The organism is Bacteroides sp. CAG:633 (assembly GCF_000435115.1).
In the GTDB taxonomy this organism is placed as follows: Bacteria; Bacteroidota; Bacteroidia; order Bacteroidales; family Bacteroidaceae; genus Bacteroides; species Bacteroides ndongoniae.
Map to the genome: position 1 here is coordinate 1 of NZ_FR882985.1, position 3,679 is coordinate 3,679.

Genomic DNA, 3,679 nt, shown 5'->3' on the forward strand with positions numbered 1-3,679 from the left:
GCTGCAGGAATGTTATTCCCGGCAGGAGGCTGCCGCTTTGTCCAAGATTGTCTGTTGCGAACTTCTGGGGCAAAGCACGGTCGACTATTACCTGGGCAAAGATATGATTTTATCTTCAAACGTTGAACAGGAATTGGAAAGCATTCTTTCGCGCCTGTGCAATTTTGAGCCTGTGCAGTACGTTCAGGGCTTTGCCCGTTTTCTGGGGCGGACGTTCCGCGTGAAGCCCGGGGTGCTGATTCCCCGTCCCGAAACCGAAGAGCTGGTGGAGAGGATGTTGAAGCAGGTGTCGCCCACGGCGCGGATATTGGATGTGGGTACGGGCAGCGGGTGTATCGCCGTCAGCCTGTCGTGCGAATTGCCCGAGGCCGACGTACGGGCATGGGACGTGTCGGACGAGGCACTGGCCGTGGCGCGTGGCAATAACGATTCGCTGGGCGCGTCGGTGCGCTTCGAGCAGCACGATGTGCTGACCTATCAGCCCGACGGGTGCGAGTGCTACGACGTGATTGTGAGCAATCCGCCATACGTGACCGAGGCCGAACGGGCCGACATGGAGCGTAATGTGCTCGACTGGGAGCCGGCTTTGGCCTTGTTTGTGCCCGACAATGACCCGCTTCGCTTCTACCGCCGCATTGCGCAGCTGGGTATCGACTTGCTGGTGTCGGGCGGCAGACTGTACTTTGAAATCAACCGGGCTTTCGGCCCCGACACCGTAGAGATGCTGCGGCAGATGGGGTATGCCGAAGCCTTTATCGAACAAGATATTTCCGGAAATGACCGGTTTGTAATAGCTAAGAAATGACAGAAATCACAGAAAATGACGCTTTCCGCAAAGTGGCGGCTTATTGTGCCGCTGCCGAGCATTGCCGTGCCGAGATTGTAGAGAAGATGCAACGCTGGGGACTGCCCTACGAGGTCGTAAACCGTGTGGCCGACCGCCTCGAACAGGAGAAGTATATCGATGAAGAACGCTTCTGTCGTGCTTTCGTGCGCGACAAGTATCGCCTGGCCAAGTGGGGCAAGGTGAAGATAGGCCAGGCACTGCAGCTGAAGAAGATTCCGAGACTGGTCTACCTGCCGCTGCTCAACGAGATAGACGAGGCCGACTACCTGAGTGTGCTGCAAGGTTTGCTGGCATCCAAAAAGAAAAGCGTGCACGCCGCAAGCGAATTCGAACTGAATGCCAAACTGATACGCTTCGCCCTGAGCCGCGGTTTCGAGCTGAAAGACATACGGCGATGCATCGATATCCCCGACGAGGAGCTCTGTGAGGCGGACTAAAAAAAAATATCGCCTTTTCTTTTTCAAATATCATTCTCTTTCCTTACTTTTGCATTCGTATTTATCATAAGTTAGTTTGCTATGAAAACTTTGGAAAGATTGTTTGCAGAAAAATTGCTGAAGATTAAAGCGATCAAGTTACAACCGGCTAACCCTTTCACTTGGGCTTCCGGATGGAAATCTCCATTCTATTGTGACAATCGCAAAACATTGTCTTATCCTTCTTTGCGTAACTTCGTGAAAGTAGAGATTACGCGTATTATCCTGGAACGTTTCGGACAGGTCGACGCCATTGCCGGCGTAGCAACCGGAGCCATCCCGCAGGGTGCATTGGTGGCCGACGCGCTGAACCTGCCTTTCGTATATGTGCGTTCCACGCCGAAGGACCATGGATTGGAGAACCTGATCGAAGGCGAGCTTCGTCCGGGGATGAAAGTTGTAGTAGTAGAAGACCTTATTTCGACAGGCGGAAGCAGCCTGAAAGCTGTCGATGCCATCCGTCGCGACGGATGCGAAGTTATAGGTATGGTTGCTGCCTACACGTATGGTTTCCCCATTGCCGAAAAGGCATTCAAGGAGGCTAAAGTGCCGTTGGTGACACTGACCAACTACGAAGCCGTCATGGAAGTGGCATTGCGCACCGGCTATATCGAAGAGTCTGACATCGAAACGCTGAACGAATGGCGTAAAGACCCCGCTCATTGGGATGCCGGTAAATAAATACTGTTTGGAAAATATTTTTGTATGATGAAAGAATTGTTCGGATAGTTATTGTCCGAATGATTCTTTTTTTGTCTTTAAAGAACCCGTGATATATGATCAAATTCGAAAGTAGCGTTAAGATGATAGCCGCCTCGCAGGCTGCTGTCTACGAGAAACTGTCCGACCTGAACAATCTGGAGAAAGTAAAGGACCGCCTGCCCGAAGACAAGGTGAAGAACCTGACCTTCGACGCCGAAAGCCTGTCGGTAGAAGTGCCGCCCGTAGGAAAAATCACCTTGCAGATTGTGGAAAAAGAACCCTGCAAATGCATCAAGTTCGGCACCACCACCTCGCCGCTGCCCTTCAACCTGTGGATACAGATATTGCCCACGGCCGAAAACGAATGCAAAATGAAGCTGACCATCGGCCTGGAGCTGAATCCCTTCATGAAAGCCATGGTGCAGAAACCCCTGCAGGACGGCGTGGAGAAGATGGCCGAGATGCTGTCGATGATACCCTATTGATGCACGAAACGTTTCATTAACCCTTAAACACCTCAATACAAGATATGGCTCAGAAACTTTGGGAGAAATCCGTTCAAGTAAACAAAGACATCGAACGCTTCACGGTGGGACGCGACCGTGAAATGGACCTCTACCTGGCCAAGCACGACGTACTTGGCTCCATGGCCCACATCACCATGCTCGAAAGCATCGGTCTGCTGACTGCCGACGAACTGAAACAGCTGCTTGCCGCGCTGAAGGACATCTACGCGCAGGCCGAAAAAGGAGAATTCGTGATAGAAGACGGAGTGGAAGACGTACACTCGCAAGTAGAACTGATGCTGACCCGCCGCCTGGGCGATGTAGGCAAGAAGATACACAGCGGACGCTCGCGCAACGACCAGGTGCTGCTCGACCTGAAGCTCTTCACCCGCGCACAGATTAAGGAGATAGCCGAAGCCGTCGAACAACTGTTCCACGTCCTCATCCGCCAGAGCGAACGCTACAAGGACGTCCTGATGCCCGGCTACACCCATCTGCAGATAGCCATGCCTTCGTCGTTCGGACTGTGGTTCGGTGCTTACGCCGAAAGCCTGGTCGACGACATGCTCTTCCTGCAAGCCGCCTTCAAGATGTGCAACCGCAATCCGCTCGGCTCCGCTGCCGGATACGGTTCGTCCTTCCCCCTGAACCGCACGATGACCACCCGTCTGCTGGGCTTCGACTCGCTGAACTACAACGTGGTCTACGCACAGATGGGACGCGGCAAGATGGAGCGCAACGTTGCCTTCGCCCTGGCCACCATCGCAGGAACGCTGTCCAAGCTGGCCTTCGATGCCTGCATGTTCAACAGCCAGAACTTCGGCTTTGTCAAGCTGCCCGACGACTGCACCACCGGTTCCAGCATCATGCCCCACAAGAAGAACCCCGACGTCTTCGAACTGACCCGCGCCAAGTGCAACAAGATACAGTCGCTGCCCCAGCAGATTATGATGATAGCCAACAACCTGCCCTCGGGCTACTTCCGCGACCTGCAGATCATCAAAGAAGTCTTCCTGCCCGCTTTCGAGGAGCTGAAGGATTGCTTGCAGATGGCCACTTACATCATGGACGAAATCAAGGTGAACGAGCACATCCTCGACGACGACCGCTACTCGCTCATCTTCAGTGTCGAAGAAGTGAACCGCCTG

5 protein-coding genes are annotated in these 3,679 nt (G+C 53.5%); all 5 read left to right on the plus strand.

The window, feature by feature from the left end; genetic code table 11:
- Nucleotide 1: 1 nt before the first annotated feature.
- Nucleotides 2-805, plus strand: a complete 804-nt coding sequence (gene prmC, locus QVP67_RS01995) for a peptide chain release factor N(5)-glutamine methyltransferase (RefSeq protein WP_288179801.1) — start codon at nt 2-4, stop codon at nt 803-805.
- The gene (locus QVP67_RS02000; protein ID WP_022161887.1) at nt 802-1,284 is read left to right on the plus strand and encodes a regulatory protein RecX; all 483 of its coding nucleotides are present in this window, start codon (nt 802-804) and stop codon (nt 1,282-1,284) included. Before prmC ends, QVP67_RS02000 begins: the two co-directional genes overlap by 4 nt.
- 81 nt (nt 1,285-1,365) lie before the next feature.
- Complete coding sequence (pyrE, locus tag QVP67_RS02005; RefSeq protein WP_022161888.1) at nt 1,366-2,004, plus strand: orotate phosphoribosyltransferase; 639 nt, start codon at nt 1,366-1,368, stop codon at nt 2,002-2,004.
- A 95-nt stretch (nt 2,005-2,099) separates the two neighbouring features.
- Nucleotides 2,100-2,510 (plus strand): hypothetical protein, encoded by a 411-nt coding sequence (locus QVP67_RS02010; protein ID WP_022161889.1) that lies wholly within the window; start codon nt 2,100-2,102, stop codon nt 2,508-2,510.
- Between the two features lie 44 nt (nt 2,511-2,554).
- A partial coding sequence (argH, locus tag QVP67_RS02015; RefSeq protein WP_288179802.1) for an argininosuccinate lyase occupies nt 2,555-3,679 on the plus strand: 1,125 nt, incomplete at its 3' end.

Excerpts from the sequence above, each read along its gene's own strand:
- QVP67_RS02000 (WP_022161887.1), top strand. The coding sequence starts at position 802 with ATGACAGAAATCACAGAAAATGACGCTTTCCGCAAAGTGGCGGCTTAT.
- pyrE (WP_022161888.1), top strand. The coding sequence starts at position 1,366 with ATGAAAACTTTGGAAAGATTGTTTGCAGAAAAATTGCTGAAGATTAAA.
- QVP67_RS02010 (WP_022161889.1), top strand. The coding sequence starts at position 2,100 with ATGATCAAATTCGAAAGTAGCGTTAAGATGATAGCCGCCTCGCAGGCT.